Genomic DNA, 22,848 nt, shown 5'->3' on the forward strand with positions numbered 1-22,848 from the left:
CAACAGCCCCACGGTGACGAAGGGCTCCACCACCTCCGCCACGAGCCCCTGGAGCGCGGGATTGAGCCGTGTGACGAGCCAGGCCATGACCCACAGCTCGCCCAGGCCGACGATGACCCCCAGGGGCCCGATGCCGGTGAGCCCGAAGCGGTGGATGAGCCAGGTGCCCAGCGCCCACTTCGAGACGCCGACGCCCACTGTGACGGCGAGCCGCTCCCAGGGGCGCGCTCCGGCATTCTGCGCGGTGGCCAGCAGGCCGATCAGGGTGACGAGGATGCACTCCACGCTGAACCACTGCACGAGCGGGACGGCGGGCACCCAGCGCTCCCCGAACAGGAGCGGCACGGCCACCGGCACGGCGAGCACGGCCAGAGGGATGAGCAGGCAGAGCGTGGCGGACAGGCGCCGCAGCGAGGTGCGCAGGTAGTCCGCGAAGCCCACGGGGTCATCCTGCAGCCGGCAGTAGGTGGGGAAGGCCACGCGGTTGAGGATGGTGCTGAGCATGATCGGCGTGGAGGCCAGGGCCCAGGCCCAGTTCACGAGGCCCACCGCGTCCTTGCCCAGCAAGCGTCCCACCACGAGGGGCACCCAGCCCGCGGTGAAGGCGGCCACCAGCGGCGGGAGCTGGAATGCCAGCCCGACGCCCAGCAGCCGCCGGATGATGGAGCCATGGAACGTGAACCGGGGCCGCCAGGGGGACGCATGCCAGATGCACAGCAGCCCCACGGCCCCCCGCACCAGTCCTCCACCCACCAGGGACCAGGCTCCACATCCCAACGCCGCCAGACCGATGGTGGTGAACACCTGCGCCAGGTTCTCGATGAGCTCGGCGCGCGCGATGACGGAGAAGGCCAGCTTCCGCTCCAGCGCCATGAGGGGAATGATGCGCAGGGAGAAGAAGTACAGGCCTCCGGCCAGGACGTAGATCATCGGCAGGGCCTGGGAGCCCAGCGCGTACCCCGCGACGAGCTGGGGAGCCAGCACGATGACGATGGCGGCAATGACGGCCGTCAGCGCCTGGTGGCCCCAGAAGATCGTGGAGGTCTCCTCCGCGGTGGGCTCATGGGGCTGGCGCACGAGGGCGGCGCTGAGGCCCAGATCTCCCAGGTAGGCCCCCAGCGTGGCTGCATAGGAGACGATGCCAAAGAGGCCATAGTCATCCGGGAACAGCAGGCGCGACAGAACCAGGGCGCTCACCACGCGCAGCCCCTGGGAGGCCAGGGTGCGGGCAGCCAGGACGAGCACGCCCTTCTGGGCTCGAGCCTTCACCTCGGAGGGGGTGACTTCTGGAGTGGCGGTGGCGTTCATCCGGAGCCCGGCCGCGCCCACCAGGGCGTGCAGCGCGCGCGAGAGCCGGATGCTAACGGTGGCCCCCCTTGCCCTCAAGCACGAGGCGCCTGCCCGCCCTCCTTTCGAGAGGGGGCCCTGCTCCAGGCCGCGCGATGCTTTGACACCCCTGGAGTGCGAGGACTACGGTCCGCGCCGCATGCGACCTGGCGGCATCCTGCACTTCCTCCGGCGCGAGGTGCTGGTGGGCGAACACGAGGTGTTCCTCCGCACCTTGCGCGAGGCGCTCGTGGGCACGTGTGAGAGCGTGCTGGACGTGGGCTGTGGGTTCCGCTCGCCGATCCGGTCCTTCTCGCACCTCCTCCCGCGCACGGTGGGCGTGGACGGCTACGACAAGGCCATCGAGCGCAGCCGCGCCGCGGGGATCCACCAGGAGTACCACTGCATGGATCTCCTGAAGGTGGGGGAGGCCTTCGCGCCCAAGAGCTTCGACGCGGCGATCGCGATCGACGTCATCGAGCACTTCGACAAGCCGGACGGCTACCGGCTCCTGGAGACGCTCGAGTCCATCGCGCGCAAGCGCGTCATCCTCTTCACGCCCAACGGCTTCCTGCCGCAGGACGAGTGGGATGGCAACGCGCACCAGCACCACCGCTCGGGCTGGGAGGTGTACGACTTCGAGCTGCGCGGCTACCGCGTCATCGGCATGAGCGGGTGGAAGCCGCTTCGAGGTGACTACGCCCTGCCCCGCATCCGTCCGCGCCCGCTGGGAGGCTTCGTGTCGCGGCTCACCGAGCCCTTCACCGCGCGGTTCCCCAAGCATGCCTTCCAGCTCATGGCCATCCGGGACATGGAGGCCCCCTGAGCCGTCCCCGCCCCGCCGTCGCGGCCTCGGAAGTCGCCTGGCACCTGCTCACGGGCGAGTACCCTCCCCAGCCCGGCGGCGTCAGTGACTACACGCAGCTGATCGCCCGGGAGCTGGCACGCCGAGGCGCGGAGGTGCACGTGTGGGCCCCCGGTGAGGCGGGCGAGGCGCACGAGGACGGCCTCACCGTGCACCGCGCCCCGAGCCTCTTCACCCCCGCGGGCCTGGTGAGGCTCTCTCGGGGACTGGACCGCTGCCGGAAGCCCCGGCGATTGCTGCTCCAGTATGTGCCGCACGCGTTCGGCCTGAAGGCGATGAACGTGCCCTTCTGCGCCTGGTTCGCCGCACGCCGTGGAGACGAGCGCTGGGTCTTCTTCCACGAGGTGGTGTACCCGTGGAGCCTGGGAGCTCCGCTGCGCCACCAGCTGCTCGCCGCCACCACTCGGGTGATGCTGCGGCTGGTGGCCAGCGCGGCGGATCGGACCTTCGTGTCCATTCCCACCTGGGCCGAGCACCTGCCGACGCGGGTCCGCCGCCACACCGAGTGGCGTCCCGTGCCCAGCAACTTCCCGACAGAGGTGCCTCCCGAGGCTGTGGCTCGCGTCCGCGCCGAGCTCGGCGAGGGACTCCTCCTCGGACACTTCGGCACCTATGGCATCGCCACCTCGGAGCCACTGGGGCGCGTGCTCGTCCCGCTGCTGCGCGCCGATCCTCGCCGCCGGGGGCTGCTGCTGGGCCGGGGCAGCACACCCTGGCGGGAGGGACAGCTCCGGAACCACCCGGAGCTGTCCGGGCAGCTCCTCTCACGAGACTCCCTGGCACCTGACGCACTGGCAGCGCACCTCGCGGCGTGCGAGCTGCTCGTCCAGCCTTACTTGGACGGCGTGAGCACGCGGCGAGGCACCACGATGGCGAGCCTCGCCCTGGGCCGCCCGCTCGTCACCAACACCGGGCACCTCACTGAACCGCTGTGGCGAGAGCTGGACGCGGTGGCGCTGGTGGAAGGAACGGCTCCAGCGACGCTGGTGGAGGCCGCCGAGCGGCTGCTGGCCCGTCCCGAGGAGCGCGCGGCATTGGGAGCCCGAGCAGTCGAGGTGTATCGGGAGCGCTTCTCCCTGGAGCGCACCCTGGAGGTGCTGCTGAGCCCTGCCCCCACCGCGGGAGGTGAGCGCCCATGAGGACCGGGGCCCCGCTGAAGCTCGCGCTCCTCATGGATCCGCGCGAGGAGGGCTGGCCCAGCATGGATCTGGTGGGAGAGGCCCTGCTGGAGGGCCTGTCCGCGCTGCCCTCGGAGGTGGCGGTGACGGGGGTGCGCCCGCGGATGCCACGCCTCGTCCAGCGCCTGCCAGGAGTCCGCGAGCGCGCAGCATTCAACGCGGATCGGCTCCTCACACGCTTCGGCGGATACCCAGCGCGAGCGCTGCTGGCTCGCAACCAGTATGAGGCCTTCCACGTCGTGGACCACTCGTACGCGCAGCTCGTCCACGCCCTGCCCGCGCGGCGCACGGGGGTCTACTGCCACGACCTGGACACCTTCCGCTCGGTGCTCGAGCCGCACCGCGAGCCCCGCCCCGCCTGGTTCCGGCTCATGGCGCGAACGACACTCCTGGGCCTGCAGCGCGCGGCCCTCGTCTTCCACGGCACGCAGGCCGTGCGAGCCGAGCTGGTGGCCCACGGTGTAGTGGACCCGGACCGGCTCGTCTGGGCTCCTCCTGGAGTGTCGCCCGAGTTCCACCCAGAGCCCTCTCCGGCTGACACGAGCGAGTCCGTCCTCGCGCCGCTCGAGGGACGGCCCTACCTCCTGCATGTGGGCAGCTCCATTCCCCGCAAGCGCCTGGAGGTGCTCTTCGACATCTTCGCGGCGCTGCGAGGACGGCACCCGGAGCTGCGGCTCGTCCAGCAAGGTGGCGCGCTGACCCACGCCCAGCGTGAGCAGGTGGCACGCCTGGGCATCGGCGACGCGCTGCTGCAGCCTCCCAAGCTGGACCGAGCCACCTTGGCCGGACTCTACCGCCGGGCGCAGGCCGTGCTCGTCCCCAGCGAGGCGGAGGGCTTCGGGCTCCCTGTCATCGAGGCGCTCGCCTGCGGAGCCCCCGTGGTGGCCAGCGCGCTCCCTGTGCTGCGTGAGGTGGGGGAAGCCGCGTGTCTCTATTGCCCGGTCGGAGACGTGGCCGCGTGGGTGGAGACGCTGGACGCGCTGCTGTCCGGCCGGCAGCTCCCTCCTACTCGCAGGCTCCGGCTCGAGCACGCTCGGCGCTTCACCTGGCAGGCGCACACGCGCACAGTGCTCGAGGCGTACCTACGACTGCTCCAGCGCTGAGCTCGCGGGGGCTGATACGCTGTCGCTCTCTTCCTCCCATGGACCGCTCGCTCCCTGCCGATCCTCGCCGCTCTTCGCTCGATGCGTGCACCGGGCTGCGCTTCTTCGCGGCCATGGGCGTGGTCGGCTACCACTTCTATTGCCCTCCCTGTGAGCCGAGCGCGCCGTCATTCCTCGACAAGCTGTTCCAGGCGGGCTTCACCACGGTGAGCCTGTTCTTCGTCCTGTCCGGCTTCATCCTCGCCTACAACTACCTGGACGAGCGGGGAGGCTTCATCGGCACGGTGCGAGACTTCTACCGGGCCCGCTTCGCGCGCATCTACCCCATCTACCTGCTGGCGCTCGCGGTGGATCTCCCGCTGTTCCTCCGCTTCCTCCCGTCGGCCGAGCCTGCCGCAACTCCCGGCGAGGTGGCCCGCCTCTGCGCCGCCACGCTCACCCTCACCCAGTCCTGGCTCGAGCTGGGCCGCCCCACCTGGAACCTCATGGCGTGGACGCTCTCGGTCGAGGCGTTCTTCTACCTGGTGTTCCCCTTCCTCGGGCCCTGGCTGGCGCGGCAGGGTTCACGACGTCTGCTCGGCGTGGCCGCAGGTGCCTGGCTGCTCGGGGCGGCGCCCTTCCTCGCGGGGGAGCTCGCCTCGGTGTGGGGTGCGGACGGCGCCGCCTCGCTCGGGGTGCGCGGCCTGCGCGCGTGGAGCCAGCTCCCGCTCCAGCTCATCCCACCGACACGGCTCCCCGAGTTCGTCCTGGGCATGTGCCTCGGACTGCTGTTCTGCCGCAGGACGCGCCAGGGCAGCGAGGCCTGGCGCACGGTGGGCCTGCTCGCCACGGGCGCGGGGATTGTCACCGTCATCCTCCTGCTGCCCCCCAAGCCCTCACCACTGGTTCAGCTGGGGGTGCTCGTGCCGCTGTTCGCCCTGAGCATCTGGCTGCTCGCGTGCGGCATCGCCTGGAACGGGCTCAAGCTGGGGACACGCCCGCTCGTGCTGCTCGGTGGAGGCAGCTACGCGCTCTACCTGCTGCATGGCTCGATGATGGGCTACGCGCTCGCCCTCAACACACGCACCCTGTCCCTGCCCCACAACGTCGTCGCGCTGCTCCTGCTCCCCATCGCGGTGGCGGCCTCGATCCTCCTCTTCCAACGCCTCGAAGAGCCCGCCCGGCGCTGGCTACGCAAGTCTCACAGGGGAATTGCGAAAAGCAGCGCACTCGGGTAATACGGCTCTTGTCCCCCGTCTGGTGCGCTCGCCCCTCTAGCGCTTCCCTTGCGGCGGCAGTGGAAAGTTCGCCCTCCAGTGGAGCCCTGCTCCTGGAGCCAGCGACGAAAAGCGTCACCTCCTGACAAATTTTGGCATGTCGTTCACTCCCGCTCATCGGCGTGCGGCGCAGGTCTGAGTCCACAGTGAACGCACAGGGGCTCTGACGCACCGTGCAGGCCCACTGTGATCATGACAGCCCACGTGGATCCGATCGCGATCGCACTCCGCGTGGATCCAAGGCCGTTGGATCTCACACAACCTCCCTGGACGTGAAGAGCCGCCCCTTTTCGTCAGCGCGTGCGGGTGCTCGCGGCCCGGCGGATGGCTCGGCGCTTGCTCTCTCGTCAGGGCACTGAGTCGCAGGACCCTCTCAAGGAGCCCCCATGAGGAGCCGTCTTCAGCACCGTGGCTTCACCCTTATTGAGCTGATGATCGTCGTGTCGATCATCGGAATCCTGGCGAGCATCGCAATTCCGAGCTTCATGCGATTCCAGGGACGCGCCCGGCAGGCCGAGGTGGGAACGGGCCTCAAGAGCCTCTTCACCAGCCTGCGCACGCTGCAGCGCATGCCGCCCCAGGACATTCACGCCTCGGGCTTCGCGCCGGACCGCGGCAACCGCTACAGCTACCACCTGGAGAACGGCTGCACGACCTTCGAAGACCGCAGCGGTCCGCTGGTCGCCATCCACCCCTCGGACACGTGCATCGGCGCGGACACCTACCGGCACGTCACCTTCCCGAACACGTTCGCCGTGGTGCCGCCGGCCAGCGCCACGTGGACCGACCCCCCCCCCGGCATGGGCGCCAACGCGGGCATCTTCGGCACTGACGCATCCTGGGACTTCCTGGTGTACGCGGCAGGGGACGTGGACGGCACGCCCGGCGACGCTGCGGACACCTGGCTGATCGTCTCGTCGGAGGGAGAAGTCACTCCCGCGTGCCCGAGCACCGGCGGGGTGGCGGCGCACGTCGTCTCGGGCGAGCCGTTCAACGTCAGCAACGACGTGAACTGCAACTAGCGCCCGCGTCTGGCTTGACCGCCCGGTGCCGGTCTGATTCGGTCACCGGGCTTGCGCATCCTCTTCCTCAATCCCGTGGGAGTGCCAGGCGGGGCCGAGCGCGCGCTGCTGGATCTGCTGGCGTGCCTGCGCAAGCTTGACCCGGCGCTCTCGCTGCACCTGCTGGCCGGGACCGAGGGCCCCCTGCTGGACGAGGCCCGGGCGCTCGGCGTGGACTCCCGGCTCCTTCCCTTGCCCGAGCGGCTGTCCGCGCTGGGCGACAGCGGCCTGCGAGACCAGGGGGCACGGGCGCTGTGGGGCATGGCGCGCAGCCTGGCACCGACGCCAGGGTTGCTCGCCGGGTATCTGCGGGCGCTGCGCCGCGAGGTGCGGGCGCTGCGGCCTCACCTGCTCCACTCCAACGGCATCAAGACGCACCTGCTGAGCCCGGCGACCGTGGCCCTGCGCGTGCCGTGCGTGTGGCACCTCCATGACTTCATCGGCGAGCGTCCGCTGGTGCGCCAGGCGCTGCGGGCCCTGCGTCCCGTGGCGACGGCGGCCATCGCCAACTCCCGCGCGGTGGGCTTGGACGCCCGCCAGGTGCTGGGCTCCGTCCCCGTTCATGTCGTCTACAACGGTGTGGACGTGGAGCGCTTTGCGCCGGGGCCCGGGGAGGGCTCGCGCCTGGATGAGCTGGCGGGCCTGCCGCCCGCGCCGGTGGGGACCTTGCGGCTCGGGCTGGTGGCCACCTATGCGCGCTGGAAGGGGCAGGAGCTCTTCCTCCAGGCGGCGGCTCAGTTGCTGCAGCAGTGTCCGGGTTTGCCCGCGCGCTTCTATCTCGTGGGCGCGCCGCTCTACCGCACGCCGGACTCGCAGTTCTCCGAGGAGGAGCTGCGGGGATTGGTGAGTCAGCTGGGATTGCAGGGGCGCGTGGGGCTGGTGCCCTTTCAGCGGGAGCCCGCGGCGATCTACCGAGCGCTGGACGTCTTCGTCCATGCGAGCACCCGCCGGGAGCCCTTCGGCCTCACCATCGCGGAGGCGCTGGCCTGTGGGCGGCCTGCAGTCATCTCGCGCGCGAGCGGGGCGGCGGAGCTGCTCACCGAGGGGGTGGACGCACTGACGTTGCCTTCGGGAGACGCCGAGGCGCTGGCGCTGGCGCTGCGAACACTGGTGGAGGACGCGGAGCTTCGTGAGCGGCTGGGCCAGGCCGCGCGGAGGACAGCGGTCGAGCGCTTCTCTCGGGAGCGCTATGCCCGCGAGATCCTGAACCTCTATCGCACGCTCGTGCGCGCCGAAGGCTCCCCTTGAAGCGGCCACGCCGGTTGGTCAGCGTCTCGCACTCGTACGTGGTCACCCTGAACCGGCGACTGGCCAACGAGATGGCGCGGGTAGGCGCGGGGCAATGGGAGGTGACGGCGGTAGCGCCCCGCTTCTTCCACGGCGACTTGAGTCCGATCCAGCTCCAGCGCGAGCCGGGTGAGACCAGCCAGGTGGAGGGAGTGCGTGCGCTCTTCAGCCGGTCGGCGCATGTGTTCGTCTACGGCCCGGAGCTGCGCGAGAAGCTGACGCGCGGGGTGGACCTGGTGCACTCGTGGGAGGAGCCGTACGTGCTCGCGGGTGGGGAGGTGGCGCTGCTCACTCCGCGGCGTGTGCCGCTCGTGTTCTCCACGGCGCAGAACCTGTTCAAGCGGTACCCGCCGCCGTTTGCCCAGCTCGAGCGCTGGGTGGTGGCGCGCTCGGCGGGCTGGATCGCCTTCGGGGAGACGGTGAAGCAGAACCTCCTCACGCGGCCGGGGTATGCACAGCGTCCGTCGCGCTACATCCCCATGGGAGTGGACGTGGAGCTCTTCCAGCCGGACAGGGCCGCGGGCGCGGACTTCCTGAGGGAGCTGGGCTGGGAGCCAGCGGGAGCCCCAGTGGTGGGATACCTGGGGCGCTTCGTGCCGGAGAAGGGCGTGGAGCTGCTGCGGAAGGTGTTGGAGGGGCTCACCACCCCCTGGAGAGCGCTCTTCGTGGGCGGCGGTCCGATGGAGGCGAGCCTGCGCGCGTGGGGCGAGCGCCAGGGAGGGCGCGTTCGAGTCGTCACGGGTGTGCCGCACGCCCAGGTGCCGAGGGTGCTCAACGCCATGGATGTGCTGTGCGCGCCGAGCCAGACGACGCCCCGGTGGAAGGAGCAGTTCGGCCGGATGCTGGCGGAGGGGTTCGCGTGCGGCGTGCCCGTGCTGACGAGTGACTCCGGAGAGATTCCTCACACAGCGGGCGATGCGGGCCGGGTGCTGCCGGAAGCGGATGTGGCAGCCTGGACGGCGGCGCTGGCCGAGGTGCTGGAGAGCCCGGACCGCCGACGCGAGCTGGCCGCGCGGGGGCGCGCGCGAGCGATGACCCGGTTCGCCTGGCCGGTGGTGGCCCGCGAGCACCTGGACTTCTTCGAGTCCGTGCTCGGCTGACTCAGTTGCTCTTGGATTTCAGCTTCTCGCTCCGCACTCTGGACTTCTCCATGTGTCGGCGTATCCACTCCCGATGAAGGAAGGTGCTCGTAAAGACCGACCACGGCGCGGAGTCATTGCCCAGGTTCCCATACATGCTGATGATGCCCACGAGCCAGACCCCGTCTTCCCTCTGGGAAAAGCACGGCCCTCCACTGTCTCCCCGCTGAGCATGGGCTCTCTGCCCGTCGGGGCCTTCTCCCGCGAAGGCGAACACTCCATCCCGGATCTTGCCCTCGCGATCTTTTGGGTCCACCCGCGAGGAGAAGACCTTGACCATGTTCGTCCCGTAGTAGCGATCACCGATAAGCCCTGTTCCTTCCCGGAGGTCGGTCTTGCCGTAGCCGGCTGCGACGAGCAGATCCCCCACCTCAACCTCTCTCCTGGGAGGAACTTTGAACGCCATGGACGCGCCACGGATAGGCTGGGTCAGATGGATGGCGGCAAGATCCGACTTCGATTCGAGCACTTCATCTCTCGAGTTGATGACGCTCTTGTAGTGCTCATGGATGTCAACCTCCACCTCACCCTTGGATACCTCGTACCGCGGCGAGACGGACGAGCCATAGCGAACGGCCTTCACCGCGCTCACACTCTTGACGCAGCTCGCGCTCTTTCTGTGGATGACCTGCTCGCCCGAAGGGCGATTCTTCATGCAGAAGCAATGAGCCGCGGTAAGAACGAGGTAGGGGTTGAGGAGGACACCACTGCAGAACTGAAGCCCATCCTCACTGAACTCAACACGGACAGCCGACGGATACGAATCCTGTACATCCTTCGAGCCATCGGACATCGCATATCGCGCTCCGGAGTATGGATGCACGGTCTCCAGCCCAGCCCCTACGGCATAAGCATGGCTGTCAAAGCGCTCCTGGAGGTTCTCTTGTCCACGCGGCGGGGCACCTGAACACCCCATACTTGCCAGCCAGGCCAGACCGGCCACTGACAGATTCGCGCGGGCGCTCATTGCCGTTCTTCTTGGGTCGCGGCCGCGTGCTGGACTTCGGCGCGCAGCCAATCCCGATGGAAAAACGTGCTCACGCATGATGCCCCTCCGCCAGAAGCCCAGCTCGAGACACCCACGAGCCACTGGCCGCTTTCATCTTCGCGAAAACAAGACCACCCATTGTGATGGGCATGAACATCCACTCCTTGCTGGGCGTATGAAAATCTCTCGTCCGCTGGCGAAGAGGCTCGGGTCACCTTGTTCCCTCTGAAGTAGCGCTGGCCGAAGATCTGTTCGACTGCGCCGTCATGACCGTAGCCTGCGGTCACAAAGGGCTCGCTGGTCTCGACCTCGGAATCCAAGAGCCGAGCATGAAGCGTCCCGCTCTCGACAGGTGTCTCCAAGAGGATGACAGCCAGATCTGCACGGCTTGTAACCACGGACGATTGAGCGTCGAAGCGGAGTTCAAGACCGGGATGAGGCCGCACAGTTCCCGCGTACGCCTGCACCTTCATATCCGCAGTGTGCGGGTCGTGCACCGTGCCATAGACGACCGTCATCACGAACGCACGCTCAGCGCACGATGTCCTGTTGATGAGCTGCATGCTCTCGTTGGCGGGGCCTGCTTCTTTCGACCTACAGACACAACTCGCTGCTGTCAGTGCGAGGCGTGAACCGATCAACACGCCACTGCATTGCGCTCCCTCCTTCGGGTCGCCGGTCGTCACCATCACCGCTGATGAATAGCGATTCCTGACGTCCACCTTCCCGGCGTAGCTCAACACGCTGACGTCCACCGGTCCCAGATCCTCCGCTCGAGGACGAAGCCTGGCACCGGCCGTCATCGACCCCAAGGACGGGATTTCCGGAGGATCGATCGATGCCCCCTCGCTCTTCTCTAGAGTCTGAGGCTGCGCCTTCTCCTCGCCCGAGGCACAGCCGTCACAGGCCATCGTCCATGGCGTGATGAACAGCAACACCCAGGAGAGTGCCAGCCGGGAGAATATGGGTCCTTCGATTTGCGCCAGGAGGGCTCCGCTGAAGTGCTGAGTATACAGGCCGGCTACCGCGCTCGCTGTCGCTCCAGCAGGTCCACGATGGCGGCGGCCATTCCGTCCCACGTCTGCGAGCGCAGCGTCTCTGCCAGCTTCGCGGCGTCAGGAGCCAGCTGCGCCTCCCGTGTCCGCCAGTCCTCCAGGCGCCGCACCAGCTCCTCGACGTCGTTCGGCTTGTCGATCAGCAGGTCTCTCAGCCCGACCGGGTAACGCTCGGCCACCCCCGCCGTCCGGCTCACCAGGGCCGGCAGGCCCGTGCACAGCGCCTCGTGGACGCCGAGCCCGTAGGCCTCGTAGCGCGTGGGCGCTACCAGCAGGTCCGCGGCCGCCATCAGCTCGGACACATCCTTGCGAAAGCCCAGGAACTGGATGCGCTCGCCCAGCTCGCGCTCGCGCGCCTCGCGCTCCCAGACCTCGCGCTGCGCCCCCACGCCCACCACCTTCAAGTCCACGCTCCAGTCACCGCGCGCGCACAGCCGCACCCACGCCGGGAAGACCGTGTCGAACCCCTTACGCTTGTCTCCCAGCGCTCCCACGAACAGCGCCACCCGCCGGCCCTCGGACCACCCCAGCGCCGCGCGCGCCTCCCGCCGCTCCTCGGACGTGCGCGGGCGGAACCGCTCCGGATCGATGCCGTAATAGATGACGTGGACGCGCTCAGGAGAGGCCCCCGTGGCCACCACGAGATCCTCTTTGGTCCGCTCCGAGTTCGCGATGATGACGCGCGCACGCCGCAACGCCTGGCGCTCGCCCCTCAAGTACAGCCGGTGGCTCACCCGGCCCTTGAGGCGACGGAGCAACGAACCGGTACCCTCGGACTGGTAGGCCCCGTGGACATAGTGGACCCAGTTGGCTGCGGGCACCGCACAGTTGCCACCGTTGGCCAGCACCTCGCCGCCCTCGGCCAGCGTGCGCCGCGCCCAGAGCCGCCCCACCCCGTCCAGCAGGGGCTCGCCCAGCATGTACGCCCCCGCGGGCTTGGGCACGCGCACGAAGCGCACGTTGGGGAAACCGAGCAGCTCGTCCGCCACCCGGTGCGCCACGAGGCGGACGGGCCCGCCCTGGCGCGCGAGGTAGCTCGCGAGGGCCAGGTTCGCCCGGTCCATTCCTCCCGTGGCGACGAAGTCACCGGCGATGAGGGTGTACGGTCTCATTCGGTACAGGGTGCGGCGCCTTCCGGTTCGCGTGGAAGAAGGCACCGAAGAGCGCGGCGTTGAGCAGCCAGAACTCCATGCCAGCCTGGCTGATGAAGAAGGGATAGCTGAACGTCAGGGCAAGGGCCCCCAAGTCATACGCGAAGATGAGCGTGCCCCACAGCCAGAACTCGTCCCCCTCCTGCCGGCGGAGCGCCAGCCGGAACGCCCAGAAGGTGGCGATGAGCACCGCCAGCGGGTAGAGCACCAGCACCGGCACGCCTCCATCGAACACCCACGCCGTCCACTGAAGCTCTGCCCACAGCGCAGGCCGCGAAGGGGTGTTGGCGCCGAAGTAGGAGTTGGCCATTCCATAGCGCCCCAGCCCCGCGCCCAGAGGGTACTCCGGGACGAAGTAGATGAACGTGCCCTCGAGGAAATAGCCGCGGTTGCTGTAGTACACTCCGCTGACGTCCTGCTCGAAGAGGCTGTTCCAGCGGGCCTCGGCGCCTTCCCCACCCACCGTGACGCCCCAGCCGACGCCCAGCACCGCCAGCCCTCCCACCACGCCCAGCAACTTCGCCAGCTGCAAGAGCCGACCGCTGAGCATGAGCACGACCGCCACGGCCAGCAGGCACACCACGAGCATCAGCGCGATGGCGCGCACCTGACAGAGGTAGAGGCTGACCACGCCCAGGAAGATGCCTCCCAGGCTCAGGACCTTGACGAACCCACGCCGCGAGCTGATCAGAAACCCGGCGCCAAGAAGGACCGCGTAGAAGGCCCCCGTGGCAGCGCCGCCCGGCACATCCGTGAGGCCAAAGGGCCGGAAGATACGCTGGCCGCCGGCTGTCTCGAACTGGAGGCCGACGGTGTAGGTCTCTCCCAGGTTCTCGATGGCCTTGGACAGGGCCGGCTGGAAGCTCCCAGGGAAGGAGACCTGGAGCACGCCCATGCCGGCGCTCGCCGCATTGAAGAGGAACAGCAGCGCCAGCGTGCGCCGGAATGTCGCGGCGTCGATGTGCACCCGTGTCACCCAGAAGAGCGGCGCCAGAACGGCGAACTGGATGCCGAGCTGCGCCGCACCCGCCAGGACACTGCTCGTCCCCGGGTTGAACATGTTCAGCGCGGTGATCGTCATCGCGGCGATCAGAGCCGGCATCGCCGGGTGCTGTAGGCGCCGCCCCGGCACGAGCACGAGCAGCGCCAGGCTGAGGCCGAACGCGAGGACGCGGACCAGCACCCGCACCCCGGAGACGGCATCGACCAGCAGCGCGAGCTGGCAACAGAACTGGAGACAGATGAAGCCAGTCACCAGGTAGCTCGAGCTCCAGAAGCGCCGGCTCGCCCGCGCGCTCTCGGGGGGCTGGCTGCTGGCGGTCACCGGGCCCGCGGCGGAGGAGGGCTCTGTCTCCTCGGCGAGTTCCTGCCCAGCCTGAGACAGCCCGCCCCGGGTGTAGCGCTGTCGCAGGACGCCTGGGCCCCGGAGTTGCGGGCGCGCCGAGGCGGGGGGAACTCCGCGCCCGGGGCCTCTCATGGGCGCCTCCCCTCCGCGAGGGCACGAACGTCGTCGGCCAGCCCCCGCAGGAAGACCGCCGGCTCACACAGCGCCGCAGCGCGGGGGGGCCCGCCTGCGCCCAGCTGGCGTCGCTGCCCGCCATCCTGGATCAACCCTTGGAGCGCCTCGGCCAGCGGCCCAGGCTCAGGCGGGACGAGGAGGCCACACGTGTCGTCGATCGTCTCCAATGGAGCGCCCAGAGCGGTGGTGACCACCGGCAGGCCGGCTTGCAGCGCCTCGATGAATGCCAGTCCGAACGGCTCAGGGCCCAGGTTGGGCTGGCAGTGGATGTCCGCCGCGCGCAGCAACCGCGGCACATCCGTGCGCTGACCCAGGAAGTGAACGCGCTCGCGGATGCCCAGCCTGGACGCGAGCGCCTCCAGCTCCGCCAGGTAGCTGGCCTCCGCCGGACGCTGCGCGCCGCCCGCCACCCAGAGCACCCAGCCCGGCAGGCCCCCCAGGCGCCCGAGCGCCTCCAGCAGCAGGCGGTGCCCCTTCCACGCCTCCATCCGGCACGACTGCACGATGACGGTCTCCCGCTCGCCCGCGCCCAGCTCGGCACGCACCCGTGCGCGCTCATGCGGGTCCGCGGGCTCCAAGGGAGAAACCGGGTAGTACCGTACTGTGTAGGGGACGCCCGGATAGACACTCGCCAGGGTCCCCGCCGAGAACCGGCTGTTGGAGATGATCAGGTCAGGTGCGGTCCACCGCGCCCACCGCTCCAGCCAGTGCCGCCCGGCCAGCGCGTCGTGCTGGTAGAAGACGAGCGGCACCCCGCTCGCGCGCGCCACCGGTCCAAAGAGGGCCTGAGGCCACGCCGCGTGGCACACCACTGCCGCGTACCCTCCTCTCCGCAGCACCCGCGACAGCTCCCTCCGCGCGCGCCACACCGTCCACGGGCGGCTCACCTTCACCGCGCCCAACAGGTGCACTGTCCCCCCCGCCTCGCGCAGCTCCCGGCTCAGCCGTCCCTCGAAGCAGAGCGCGAACTCGTGCGCCAGCTCCTGGGAGCCGTGCTGAGTCCGGGCGAGCGTCCGCAGGAACGTCTCGATGCCCCCGTAGAGGTTGCCGCTGTAGACGTGGAGGATCCGCATCAGGCGTTACACGGGAGAAGGGATGCCCGGCGCCACCCAGAGGACGTGGGGCCACACGTCCAGCGGCTCGCTCGGGCTCAAGGGACGCAGGAGCATGCGGGGCTCGAGCACCCGTGCGTAGGCCCAGCGCCGCGTGGCCTCGGGCGAGTGGTCCACCACCCACCCTCGATACCCGGACTCCGTCAGCATGCCGGTGAGCTCGGCGGGATCACTCCCGTGCTCACGCAACTGCGGAGGGTGCAGCTCCAGCAGGAGCCGCTCGTACCGGTGCGCCTGCAGCCCCTGGCTCATGCCGGCCAGGGCGAACACCTCGGCACCCTCGATGTCCATCTTCACCAGGCTCACCCGCCCCACGCCCAGCTCGTCGAGCACGGCATCCAGCGGACGGGCCGGCACGCTGAAGGCCCGCGCGGAGGCCTGGGACGCGTCCCGCACACGCGAGATGCCCCAGTTGTCCTGAGCCTCGTCATACCCCTCCAGCTTCACCGTGCCCTCCGCCGCCGCGGCGGCCACGTGCAGCGCGGAGACATGGGGGAGCTGGTTCAGTGCCAGGTTCGCCATGAGCGTGCGGTGGATGCGTGGGTCCGCCTCCACCGCCACCACACGCCCGGAGCGCGTCACGGCCTCGGCAGCCAGGAAGGTGAAGTAGCCCCAGTGCGCGCCCACATCGAGGAAGGTGTCCCCAGGCCGCAGCAGCGCCCGCACCAGACACGTCTCCTGCGGCTCGTACTGGCCCGTGAAGAAGACCTCGCGCGCCAGGCCGTTGCGCAGATCGCACTCGAAGCGCAGACCCTGGAGGGAGGCAGGAATCCGCGCCACGAAGGGCCCCCGCACCGGCGAGAGGGTGGACAGGGCATTCATCACCCGGTAGCGGGCGAAGGGCAGGCGCCGGACGACACGCGCCGCGGCCTTCATCCACAGTGGCGCGGCTCCCACCGCGTGCTCGGCGTCGTGCGTCCTCATGATCTTCCCTCCACGGGGGCGCCGCGGGACCGGCCCTCCCAGGGCACGCTCAGTGCCTCGGCATACAGGGCCAGGCTGCGCTCGGCCATCACATCATGGCGGAACTGCTCCAGGGCCCGGGCTCGCGCACCCCGCCCGAGCCGCTCCGCGAGCCCTGGCTCCTCCAGCAACCGCCGCACGGCCCGGGCCAGCGCCTCGGCACTCCCCACGGGAACGGTGAGCCCCGTCTGCTCGTGGAGGCTCACCCACGGCACGCCCGAGTGGGGAATGGCGGTGTTGAGGACAGGCAGCCCGCTGGCCATGGCTTCAATCTGCGAGAGCCCGTAGGCCTCACTGCGCGCGTTGCTGGGAAACCAGAGGGCCGTGGCGGCGCGGTACGCCCCCACGAGCGACTCCGGCGGCAGGTAGCCTGCCCACGTCACCCGCCCCTCCAGGCCGAGCGCTCGCGCACGCTCCCGCCCCTCCTGCTCCAGCGGGCCCACCCCCACCACCAGCAGCTGGCCGGGCACCCGCGTCAGCGCCTCGAGCGCCGTGACGAGGCCCTTGTAGTAGACGAGCCGCCCCACCATCAGCCACAGCGGCGCGCCAGCCTGAGCGCGCCAGTGAGCCTCGGCCTCCAGCGCCGCGGGCGAGGGGCTCAGGAAGGGCTCCAACTCGATGCCGAGCGGCAGCTCGCGCACCTTGTCCCGGAAGCGCCTCAGCAACGCCGAGCCCGGCACGTACGCGGAGCTGGTGGCGAGCAACCGGCGGGCCCTCGCGTAGAGCACCAGCTCGAAGGGACGAAAGAGGGCGCCGGCCACCTTCTGGCGGATGACATCGCTGTGATGGGTGATGACCACGGGCGGCAGCCACGGCAGCGCATCCAGGGCCAGCAGCAGGGCGGGGTTGGGCGTGTGCAGGTGGACCACGTCCACGCCCCGGGCCAGCGCCCGCAGCAGCGCGCGAGGCAGCTCGGGCATGACGTCCATGCGCAGCACGGAGGCCCAACGCCCCACTCGCGTCACCCGCACCTCCCCATCCCACTCCTCTCGGGTGGGGCTGCGGCCGCGGAACTCGTGGCTGAAGCCCTCCCCCGCCGCGGCGTGGTTGATGCACAGCACCTCCACGCGGGCCCCCAAGGCGGCCTGAGCGCGGGCGAGCGTCTGGACATGCACCTCCATGCCTCCCGAGGCCGGCGGATAGAACTTCCCCAGGTGCAGCACCCGCAGCCCGGCTCCGGCCCTGCTCACGACGGTGCCACTCCGTCCTTCGACTCCTCGGCGTAGTGCGCGTAATAGCCGCGGTAGGTGAGGTACGTGTCCCGGTACCGCGCGTCCGTTACATCCAAGTCATTGAGGACCGCGCCGTACATCTGCGCCTGCACATCCGCCAGCGAGCGCAGCGCGCGCGCCGCCGCGTCGCGATTCGTCTTCCCTGCGCGCAGCACCAGCACCACGCCATCCGCCTGCGTGGCCAGCACCACCGAGTCCGACACCGCGTTCAGCGGCGGGCTGTCGAGGATGATGCGATCGAAGCGCTCCCCGGCCGCCTTGAGCAGCTCCGCGAAGGCCTGGGTGTGCAGCAGCTCCGCCGGGTTGGGCGGAATGGGGCCGCACGGCAGCACGAAGAGGTTGGGCACCTCGGTGCTCTTCACCGCCTTGTCCAGCGTGCCCTCGCCCACCACCAGCGAGCTGATGCCCACGTCATTGGGCACACCGAAGGCCTTGTGCAGCCGCGGCCGGCGCATGTCCGTGTCCAGCAGCAGCACGCGGTTGCCGCTCTGGGCCATGGCCACGCCCAGGAAGATGCAGGAGGTGGACTTGCCCTCCTGCGGCCCGCTGCTCGTCACCACCAGCGTCTTGAAGGGCTTGTCCGGAGACATGAAGAGCAGGTTCGTCCGGATGGCCCGGCAGCACTCCGCCGCGGAGGACTTGGGCTGGCGGTGGACATACAAGTCCCTCTCGCGCGGGCTCTCTCCTTTGACTTCCACGCGCGGCACGAAGCCCAGGAAGGCCAGGCCCAGCCGCTCCTCCACGTCCGCCTGGGTGGCCACCGTGTTCTCAAGAATCTCCAGCAGCACCACCACGGCGCAGCCGGCCACCAGCCCGGCGAGGAGCGCCAGCAGCACCGTGCGCTGCACGTCCGGCTTGATGGGGGCGTAGTTGGGCCGCGCCCCGTCCAGCACGCGCACGTTCGTGGTGCGCAGCAGGCCGGACAGCTCGATGTCCTTGAGCCGCCGCAGCACCGACTCGTACAGGCGCCGGTCGTTCTCCGCCTCGCGGTTCATCTTGTCGAACTCGATCTGCCGCTTGCCCAGCTGGAACGACTCGTCCTGCGCCGTCGCCAGCAGGCGCACCATGTTCCTCTCTTCGGCCGCCGTCTGCGCCAGCTCCGTCTCGGCCTTGCGCACCACGTTGGTGAGGCTGCGCACGAAGTCCTCGCGCATCACCGCCAGCTTGCTCGAGCACTCGATCATCTTCGGGTGCTCGGGCAGGTAGCGCTCGCTCAGCTCCACGCACTGGGCGCGCTGCTCGACGAAGCGGCGCTTGAGATCCTGGATGGCCGGATCGCTCGCGCCGGGCACCGCCTCGGCCCACGTCTCGTCCCCGGGCTGGGAGCTCTTCTGGAGCTGGCGGATGGCCTCCACCCGTCCCTGGAGGGTGGCGATCTTCGTGCGCACCTGGGTGAGGGTCGCCTCGTAGCTGTTGATGCGCTCGGTGACGCTGCTCTTCTTGTTCTCCGGCGAGACAGAGAGCATGTCCGCGCTCTTCTTGAAGTCGTACAGGGCCAGCTCGCTCAGCTGGGAGGTCTTCTCCAGCTCTACCTTGCGCTCCTCGAGCCACTGGGTGGCCGTCTCGGTGGTGCGCAGCCGCAGCGCGAGGTTCTCCGCCATGTAGGCCTGGGCCACCTCGTTGGCCAGGAGCGCCGCGCGCTGCGGATCCAGATCCTCCACGGCGATGTTCACCACGCGCGAGTCCCTCACCGGGATCACGCTGATGCGCGACTGGAGCCGGCCCGCCGCGTCCGAGCCCTGCATGGCCTGGAGCCGGGCCTTCTCGTCCTGAATGTGGGCCAGGCCCAGGAAGCCCGGGTCATGCTGGAGGCCCAGCTTGTCCGCTACCCGGGTGGCCACCGCGCGCGAGGTGATCACCTGGTTCTGGGTGGCGTAGTACTCCTTGTTGAACCAGTAGTTGCTGCGCTCGTCTCCCATCAGCTCCTTCACGTCGGTGTCGAGCACGCGCGGCGCGGTGACGTCGATGATGAGGGAGGTGCTGGCGGCATACACCTTGGGCTTGCGCAGGGTGTGGACCGCGGCCAGGCCGGTGACGAGCAGGGCCACCCCGAGCACGACCCACTTGCGGCGCCAGAACGCGCGCACGTAGCGCATGACGTTCAATGGCGTCAGTGCGGCATTCGCCGGGTCGTTGACGGAACCTTCCAACGTGGCACTCCTGGAGACTTCCTCGCGCGGCAGCGGCCCGGCCCGAACACCCAGCCCCGACCTGCACCCACAGCCTCGGGCGAGCGTGCCCCTTCCGGGCCAGGGGGTCAATCTTCCAGGAGGCGATCCCGAGCGCCTGGATGCCCGCCGGGCACTCCCTCGCGCCCGAGAGCCGCGCGCGCCACCCGGGCCGTGTGCTAGTCACGCCCGGGTGAGTCTGTCTCTCTCCGTCGTCCTGCCCTACTCTCCTACCACGGCCTCCATCGCGGCCCGCTTTGCCCAGGCGCTCGCTGGCCGGGCGGAGGTGGTCCTGGCGGGGGAGGGCCCCGTGGAGGTGACCCCCGGCCCGCACGTCCACGTGCTCTCTGGCACGGTGGGCAAGGGAGCGTCCATCCGGGCGGCGCTGGAGAAGGTGACGGGGGCGGTGACGGTGCTCCAGGATCCGGACGAGGCCTACACGCCTGAGTGCTACGAGGCGCTGTGCCGACCCATCCAGGAGGACACGGCGGACGCGGTGTTTGGCCGCCGCGAGGCATCGGGGTTGCGGCCGGAGCTGCTGGCGGATCGGGCGCTGGGGGGCTTCACGCGCTTCGTGACGGATGTGGGGCTGGCGGATCCGCTCACGGGGGTGCGCGCCTTCCGGACGGAGGCGCTGCGCTCGGTGACGCTCACCAGCGAGGACGACGCGGTGGACGCGGAGCTGGTGGTGAAGTTGGCAGCGCAGCTCTACCGGCTGACCGAGGTACCGCTGCCCTTGCAGGCCGTGCCGCGGCACACGCTGGCCGCGCGCCTGTCGAAGCTGCGGACGCTGATGCGGTACGCCACGGTGCGAGACGACGCGGACAACCAGCACGAGGGCTACAGCACGCTGGAGCGGATGGACGGCGCCAACAACTACAATGCCTGGCTGGGCGGCCGCTTCCGCGAGCACCTGGGCCGGCGGGTGCTGGAGATCGGCTCGGGGATTGGCACAATCACCCGTCAACTGGAGCCGGGGCTGGAGCTGCTCATCGCGCTCGAGGTTGACGCCTTCTATGTGGATCGGCTGAAGAACCTGTTCCGGGGCAAGCCGCACGTGCGGCCGTACCTGTCGGACGTGGCGCTGGCGGACTGGAAGTCGCTGCAGAAGGAGCACCTGGACACGATCGTGCTCTCCAACGTGCTGGAGCACATCCCGGACGATGGGGCGGCGGTGCGGCGCTTCCGGCAGATCCTCCCCATGGGCGGCAGGGTGGTGGTGCTGGTGCCGGCGCTGCCGCAGCTCTTCGGAGCAATCGACGAGGCGGTGGGGCACTACCGGCGCTACACGCCGGAGACGTTGAGGAAGGTGCTGGAGGAGAACGGCTTCACGGTGGACACGTTGGAGTGGATGAACCTGGTGGGGATTCCTGGGTGGTTCATGAACAGCCGGGTGCTGCGCCGCCGGGCGGTGCCGCGGTTCCAGCTGAAGCTCTATGACCGGCTGGCGCCGCTGCTGGCGGAGGCCGAGCGCCACGTGAAGCTGCCGGTGGGAATGAGTCTGTTCGCGGTTGCTCGTGTCACGGGAGAAGCCGGATGAAGCGGGTTGAAGCCATCATCAAGCCGACGAAGCTGGACGAGGTGAGGGACGCGCTCCACAAGCTGGGCGTGCAGGGCATGACGGCCACGGAGGTGAAGGGGTTTGGCCGGCAGCGGGGCCACACGGACTTCTACAAGGGTGGAGAGCCCTCGGTGGGCTTCCTGCAGAAGGTGAAGCTCGAGGTGGTGGTGGACGACGAGGTGGTGCCTCGGGTGGTGGAGGCCATCGTGGGGGCGGCGCGGACGGGGAAGATCGGCGACGGGAAGATCTTCGTGCTGCCGGTGGAAGAGGTGATCCGCATCCGCACCGGGGAGCGCGGTAGCAAGGCGCTGTGAGCACGGCGCCCCAACAGGCCGAGCCGGCCACTCCTGGCGCGGTGGAGCCCTCGATGGCTCCCACGGCCGCGCTGAGCCAGACGCCGCGCGCGGTGTGGACAGTGCTGGTGGCGCTGTACGTGCTGGCATTCCCGTACCACCCGGGCCTGCGCTCGCCGAACGAGCTGTGCCGGCTGTGGCAGACGCGAGCGTTGGTGGAGTACGGAGCGATTGAGATCAACCAGGCGCTGCGAGACTACGGCTACGTCGGGGATCTGTCGGTGAAGGACGGGGTCTACTACCCGTCCAAGGCGCCCCTGCTGTCGTTCGCGGGGGTGCCCCTCTACGCGGTGCTGCGGGTGGTGGGAGGAAGCTCCCGGTACGCGGTGCCCGAGGTGCCGCTGGTCTTCTTCAGCCGGCTCTTTCTGACGGTGCTGCCGACGCTGTTGATGCTGTGGGGCGTGCGGCGCTTCCTGCGCGCGTACCTGTCTCCAGGAGTGGCGGATGCGGTGACGGTGACGTACGGGCTGGGCTCGCTGGCGTACAGCTACTCGCTGCTCTTCATGAGCCACCAGACGACGGCAGTGCTGCTCTTCGGGAGCTTCTACGCGCTGTGGCGGTGCGCACGGGGCGAGTGGCGCGAGCGGGGCTACGTGGTGGCAGGGGCGTTCGCGGGGGCCACGGTGGCGGCAGAGTACACGGGCGCGCTGGCAGTGCTGGGGTTGGTGCTGTATGCGGCGCTCACGGTGCTGTGGCGGCAGGAGCCGTTGCGAGCGCGGCTGCTTCGGCTGGGGCGTGCGGCGGGGCTGGCGATGGTGGGGGCACTGCCCTTCATCGTGGGGCTGATGCTCTACCACCAGGCTGCGTTCGGGCATCCGCTGGAGAGCGGCTACAAGCACCTCGCGGACACGGCGTACCAGCCGTGGCACCTGGGCGGCTTCCTGGGGATCCGCTATCCGGATCCGCGGGCGTTCTTCCTCTCGTACTTCTCTCCGCTGCGCGGCTTCTTCATGCTGGCGCCCTTCCTGCTGCTGGCGCTGCCGGGGCTGGTGTTGCTGCGAAGCCAGGGCCGCACATCCCCGGAGTCACGAGCGCTGTTCTGGCTCTCGGCGGCGGTGCTGGTGGGCTACTCGTACTTCACCTCGTCCTTCAGCTACGAGTCGTGGGGCTGGACGACGGGGCCGCGGCATCTGACGGGGCTCGTGCCCTTCCTGCTGCTGCCGGTGGGCCTGCTGCTAGAGCGGCTGCGCGCAGAGAATCGCCGGTGGTTGCTGGGAGCGGCCGCGGCGACGTGCCTGGCGTCCATCCTCATCACGGGGATGGCCACCTTCATCAACTACGTGCCGGACGATGTCTCCAACGCCTTCTTCGGGCTGGCGGTGCCGCTGTTGAAGTCAGGCTACCTGCCGCCTTCGGTGCTGAGCTTCTGGGGCTTGTCGCAACCGTGGGCCGGACTGCCTCTGGTGGCCGGGCTGCTCGCGCTGGCGGGATGGGTGTTCGTGCGGCTGGGTGCACCGGAGGGTGGCATGCCCGCGCCGGAGATCCTGTTCGGCGGGATGCTCGCCGCGGCACTGATCTTCGGCGCTCAGGC

Annotated in this window: 19 protein-coding genes; 10 read left to right on the plus strand and 9 right to left on the minus strand. The window is 69.6% G+C overall.

What is annotated here, in order from left to right; translation table 11 throughout:
* Positions 1-1,386, minus strand: a 1,386-nt coding sequence (locus VD972_RS00260; RefSeq protein ID WP_324978949.1) for an oligosaccharide flippase family protein, incomplete at its 3' end; no start/stop codon positions are given.
* A gap of 100 nt (positions 1,387-1,486) precedes the next feature.
* On the opposite strand from VD972_RS00260, the gene VD972_RS00265 reads away from it, so the two are divergent.
* From VD972_RS00265 to VD972_RS00295, 7 genes are all read left to right on the plus strand, one after another.
* The gene (locus tag VD972_RS00265) at positions 1,487-2,152 is read left to right on the plus strand and encodes a class I SAM-dependent methyltransferase (protein ID WP_324978952.1); all 666 of its coding nucleotides are present in this window, start codon (positions 1,487-1,489) and stop codon (positions 2,150-2,152) included.
* Between the two features lie 44 nt (positions 2,153-2,196).
* Positions 2,197-3,330, plus strand: coding sequence for a glycosyltransferase (locus tag VD972_RS00270; protein WP_324979000.1), 1,134 nt, complete (start codon positions 2,197-2,199; stop codon positions 3,328-3,330).
* A complete protein-coding gene (locus tag VD972_RS00275) occupies positions 3,327-4,472 on the plus strand; it encodes a glycosyltransferase family 1 protein (protein WP_324978955.1) in 1,146 nt (381 codons plus the stop codon). The genes VD972_RS00270 and VD972_RS00275 overlap by 4 nt, the downstream gene beginning before the upstream one ends.
* A 38-nt stretch (positions 4,473-4,510) precedes the next feature.
* Positions 4,511-5,689: an acyltransferase gene (locus VD972_RS00280; protein ID WP_324978958.1), complete on the plus strand. Its 1,179-nt coding sequence runs from the start codon at positions 4,511-4,513 to the stop codon at positions 5,687-5,689.
* A 425-nt stretch (positions 5,690-6,114) separates the two neighbouring features.
* Positions 6,115-6,750, plus strand: a complete 636-nt coding sequence (locus VD972_RS00285; RefSeq protein ID WP_324978961.1) for a prepilin-type N-terminal cleavage/methylation domain-containing protein — start codon at positions 6,115-6,117, stop codon at positions 6,748-6,750.
* Positions 6,751-6,801: 51 nt separating this feature from the next.
* Positions 6,802-8,037, plus strand: a complete 1,236-nt coding sequence (locus VD972_RS00290; protein ID WP_324978963.1) for a glycosyltransferase family 4 protein — start codon at positions 6,802-6,804, stop codon at positions 8,035-8,037.
* Complete coding sequence (locus VD972_RS00295; protein ID WP_324978966.1) at positions 8,034-9,176, plus strand: glycosyltransferase family 4 protein; 1,143 nt, start codon at positions 8,034-8,036, stop codon at positions 9,174-9,176. The genes VD972_RS00290 and VD972_RS00295 overlap by 4 nt, the downstream gene beginning before the upstream one ends.
* 1 nt (position 9,177) lies before the next feature.
* Here VD972_RS00295 and VD972_RS00300 read toward each other — a convergent pair whose 3' ends face one another.
* The 8 genes from VD972_RS00300 to VD972_RS00335 all read right to left on the minus strand — a co-directional run bounded on the left by VD972_RS00300 (position 9,178) and on the right by VD972_RS00335 (position 19,331).
* Positions 9,178-10,008, minus strand: coding sequence for a trypsin-like serine protease (locus VD972_RS00300; RefSeq protein ID WP_324978969.1), 831 nt, complete (start codon positions 10,006-10,008; stop codon positions 9,178-9,180).
* A 170-nt stretch (positions 10,009-10,178) separates the two neighbouring features.
* Entirely contained in the window at positions 10,179-10,958 is a 780-nt protein-coding gene (locus VD972_RS00305) for a hypothetical protein (RefSeq protein ID WP_324978972.1), read from the minus strand.
* A 266-nt stretch (positions 10,959-11,224) separates the two neighbouring features.
* Positions 11,225-12,370: a glycosyltransferase family 4 protein gene (locus VD972_RS00310; RefSeq protein ID WP_324978978.1), complete on the minus strand. Its 1,146-nt coding sequence runs from the start codon at positions 12,368-12,370 to the stop codon at positions 11,225-11,227.
* Positions 12,342-13,886, minus strand: coding sequence for a hypothetical protein (locus tag VD972_RS00315; protein ID WP_324978981.1), 1,545 nt, complete (start codon positions 13,884-13,886; stop codon positions 12,342-12,344). Before VD972_RS00315 ends, VD972_RS00310 begins: the two co-directional genes overlap by 29 nt.
* Positions 13,883-15,001 (minus strand): glycosyltransferase, encoded by a 1,119-nt coding sequence (locus VD972_RS00320; RefSeq protein WP_324978984.1) that lies wholly within the window; start codon positions 14,999-15,001, stop codon positions 13,883-13,885. Before VD972_RS00320 ends, VD972_RS00315 begins: the two co-directional genes overlap by 4 nt.
* 6 nt (positions 15,002-15,007) lie before the next feature.
* Complete coding sequence (locus VD972_RS00325) at positions 15,008-15,964, minus strand: FkbM family methyltransferase (protein ID WP_324978987.1); 957 nt, start codon at positions 15,962-15,964, stop codon at positions 15,008-15,010.
* Positions 15,961-17,124, minus strand: a complete 1,164-nt coding sequence (locus tag VD972_RS00330) for a glycosyltransferase (protein WP_324979003.1) — start codon at positions 17,122-17,124, stop codon at positions 15,961-15,963. Before VD972_RS00330 ends, VD972_RS00325 begins: the two co-directional genes overlap by 4 nt.
* Before the next feature lie 65 nt (positions 17,125-17,189).
* A complete protein-coding gene (locus tag VD972_RS00335; protein WP_414653958.1) occupies positions 17,190-19,331 on the minus strand; it encodes a GumC family protein in 2,142 nt (713 codons plus the stop codon).
* 265 nt (positions 19,332-19,596) lie between these two features.
* Between VD972_RS00335 and VD972_RS00340 the strand changes: the two genes are divergently transcribed.
* The 3 genes from VD972_RS00340 to VD972_RS00350 all read left to right on the plus strand — a co-directional run.
* Positions 19,597-20,943, plus strand: a complete 1,347-nt coding sequence (locus VD972_RS00340; protein ID WP_324978991.1) for a bifunctional glycosyltransferase/class I SAM-dependent methyltransferase — start codon at positions 19,597-19,599, stop codon at positions 20,941-20,943.
* A complete protein-coding gene (locus tag VD972_RS00345; protein WP_324978994.1) occupies positions 20,940-21,278 on the plus strand; it encodes a P-II family nitrogen regulator in 339 nt (112 codons plus the stop codon). Before VD972_RS00340 ends, VD972_RS00345 begins: the two co-directional genes overlap by 4 nt.
* Positions 21,279-21,331: 53 nt before the next feature.
* Positions 21,332-22,848 (plus strand): hypothetical protein (locus VD972_RS00350; RefSeq protein WP_324978997.1); only part of this gene is annotated, 1,517 nt, incomplete at its 3' end.

The organism is Hyalangium sp. (genome assembly GCF_035629615.1).
GTDB lineage: Bacteria > Myxococcota > Myxococcia > Myxococcales > Myxococcaceae > Hyalangium.

Excerpts from the sequence above, each read along its gene's own strand:
- VD972_RS00265 (WP_324978952.1), top strand. The coding sequence starts at position 1,487 with ATGCGACCTGGCGGCATCCTGCACTTCCTCCGGCGCGAGGTGCTGGTG.
- VD972_RS00275 (WP_324978955.1), top strand. The coding sequence starts at position 3,327 with ATGAGGACCGGGGCCCCGCTGAAGCTCGCGCTCCTCATGGATCCGCGC.
- VD972_RS00280 (WP_324978958.1), top strand. The coding sequence starts at position 4,511 with ATGGACCGCTCGCTCCCTGCCGATCCTCGCCGCTCTTCGCTCGATGCG.
- VD972_RS00285 (WP_324978961.1), top strand. The coding sequence starts at position 6,115 with ATGAGGAGCCGTCTTCAGCACCGTGGCTTCACCCTTATTGAGCTGATG.
- VD972_RS00300 (WP_324978969.1), bottom strand. The coding sequence starts at position 10,008 with ATGTCCGATGGCTCGAAGGATGTACAGGATTCGTATCCGTCGGCTGTC.
- VD972_RS00310 (WP_324978978.1), bottom strand. The coding sequence starts at position 12,370 with ATGAGACCGTACACCCTCATCGCCGGTGACTTCGTCGCCACGGGAGGA.
- VD972_RS00315 (WP_324978981.1), bottom strand. The coding sequence starts at position 13,886 with ATGAGAGGCCCCGGGCGCGGAGTTCCCCCCGCCTCGGCGCGCCCGCAA.
- VD972_RS00320 (WP_324978984.1), bottom strand. The coding sequence starts at position 15,001 with ATGCGGATCCTCCACGTCTACAGCGGCAACCTCTACGGGGGCATCGAG.
- VD972_RS00325 (WP_324978987.1), bottom strand. The coding sequence starts at position 15,964 with ATGAGGACGCACGACGCCGAGCACGCGGTGGGAGCCGCGCCACTGTGG.
- VD972_RS00330 (WP_324979003.1), bottom strand. The coding sequence starts at position 17,124 with ATGGAGGTGCATGTCCAGACGCTCGCCCGCGCTCAGGCCGCCTTGGGG.
- VD972_RS00335 (WP_414653958.1), bottom strand. The coding sequence starts at position 19,331 with ATGCGCTACGTGCGCGCGTTCTGGCGCCGCAAGTGGGTCGTGCTCGGG.
- VD972_RS00345 (WP_324978994.1), top strand. The coding sequence starts at position 20,940 with ATGAAGCGGGTTGAAGCCATCATCAAGCCGACGAAGCTGGACGAGGTG.